Source organism: Pleionea sediminis (assembly GCF_007570825.1).
Classification (GTDB): Bacteria; Pseudomonadota; Gammaproteobacteria; order Enterobacterales; family Kangiellaceae; genus Pleionea; species Pleionea sediminis.
The window spans coordinates 1-1,447 of the sequence record NZ_SUNB01000024.1 but is presented as its reverse complement, the minus strand read 5'-3'; the positions used below and the strand labels follow the sequence as shown (position 1 = coordinate 1,447).

At 37.0% G+C, this 1,447-nt stretch carries 3 protein-coding genes; all 3 read right to left on the bottom strand.

All coding sequences use genetic code 11. The annotated features are described in order from the left end of the window. Positions 1-143: 143 nt before the first annotated feature. A complete protein-coding gene (locus FAX86_RS22060) occupies positions 144-455 on the bottom strand; it encodes a hypothetical protein (RefSeq protein ID WP_144395665.1) in 312 nt (103 codons plus the stop codon). A gap of 73 nt (positions 456-528) precedes the next feature. After that, positions 529-825 (bottom strand): CPCC family cysteine-rich protein, encoded by a 297-nt coding sequence (locus tag FAX86_RS22055; protein WP_164503714.1) that lies wholly within the window; start codon positions 823-825, stop codon positions 529-531. A gap of 73 nt (positions 826-898) precedes the next feature. Next, on the bottom strand, positions 899-1,330 hold the full coding sequence (locus FAX86_RS22050) for a hypothetical protein (protein WP_144395663.1): 432 nt from the start codon (positions 1,328-1,330) through the stop codon (positions 899-901). Positions 1,331-1,447: the final 117 nt, after the last annotated feature.

The window sequence follows — 1,447 nt, the reverse complement described above, 5'->3', positions numbered from 1 at the left end:
AAAGATTAGGAAAGTCTTCAGTTGGAAACTTGACCTCCTTTTCCCCACCTTTACGGATAACCATGTATGACACTAGGAGTTACCTTTTGCATTTAACGCTCCGCTAATTTAGCGTGTTGTTTACGCTTAAATTCAGCGTATTGTTAAGTTTTAAATTCATTGAGCTGTTCAATAAACTTTTGAAGTTCCTCAGGCCAGCTTTTCGTTGTGTGCTTTCCCATATAAGCGCTGACACTAGAGTCCTCTACAAGTTCAAACCCATACGCTTTTTCCATAGGGTATGTCTGCATATCATCTAGGCCATTGAATGCAATCGTCAACGATGAAGAGTTGTCAGGTCTGGCAATCTTCCAAAATCCTGAATACTTGTAATCATCTCCAGGAAGTTCATCTAAAATCTTCCAGTGATTCCGCTCCAATGTGTTTCTTAGTTGCTTCAGAGTAATTTCACTCATTTCGTAAACTTAACGCTCGGTTGTGCGGCAATGAACGAGCTCGTGAGTGAGCTGTCGCGACACCAACCGCATGTTATACATTTCGTTCTCTACATTTGAGAGAGTTTCTTTCTTCAGTACAAATTACTGTACTTCTCCATTTTGCATCACAAGCACCAAACTTTTTGAAGTTTATTCTTGCATGAATCAAAGTCATATCATTGTTTACATCAGACTGTGCTGTCCAGTCCGGACTGGATGGATTACAACAATCGTCCTCCCAATAACACACAGGACAGATCAATGACTTTCCTCTTTCTGCTAGTGAGAAGTAATCACAACAAGGGCATTGTTCAAAACTCTCACTTTGAGGGAATTCTTCAAGCTTCATTCGCATCTTTATATGTATAACGCTTAAATCACGCGAATATTTTTATTCGCGTGCATTTTATTGTTATACATAATTAATACCAGTTACCAATTTTCACTAAATCCAACTCTGCTACTTTAGAAGCATAAATAGTTAAACATTCTTTATCCGAGCTAATAGTTCTTGTAACAGTTGAAGCTTCACTGTCGTACTTAAGATCTATTTTCACTTGCAAAAAGACAAGTCCTTGAGAAGTGAAATCTTTTTCTACTTTATAAGCCACTCGTTCATTTAACTTATAGTCGCTACGTAAAGCACAAGGTTTGTCGTCACTTTCTATAGCAACAAAGTACTCAAAATTTGGACCTTCACAATAAATATTGTAGTTATCATCATTCTCTCTTGGATAATTCTTACAGTGCTTAGGCAATTCATAAGAACCAGAAAATATATCAATAAATTTTATCGAGTCTTCCGCATATGCGACTGAAAAAGCGAGAGTCAAAATTAATATCAGTCTATTCATAACTTCCTTTAAAAGTGTATAACGTTTGTTTAAATTGTGAGGCAGTTTTTTGCCGAATCCATTTTCTAACCCTTGTTATCTCTTTTGCTCTAGCAACGCCAGAACCTCTCTCTTTTC

Excerpts from the sequence above, each read along its gene's own strand:
- FAX86_RS22060 (WP_144395665.1), bottom strand. The coding sequence starts at position 455 with ATGAGTGAAATTACTCTGAAGCAACTAAGAAACACATTGGAGCGGAAT.
- FAX86_RS22055 (WP_164503714.1), bottom strand. The coding sequence starts at position 825 with ATGAAGCTTGAAGAATTCCCTCAAAGTGAGAGTTTTGAACAATGCCCT.
- FAX86_RS22050 (WP_144395663.1), bottom strand. The coding sequence starts at position 1,330 with ATGAATAGACTGATATTAATTTTGACTCTCGCTTTTTCAGTCGCATAT.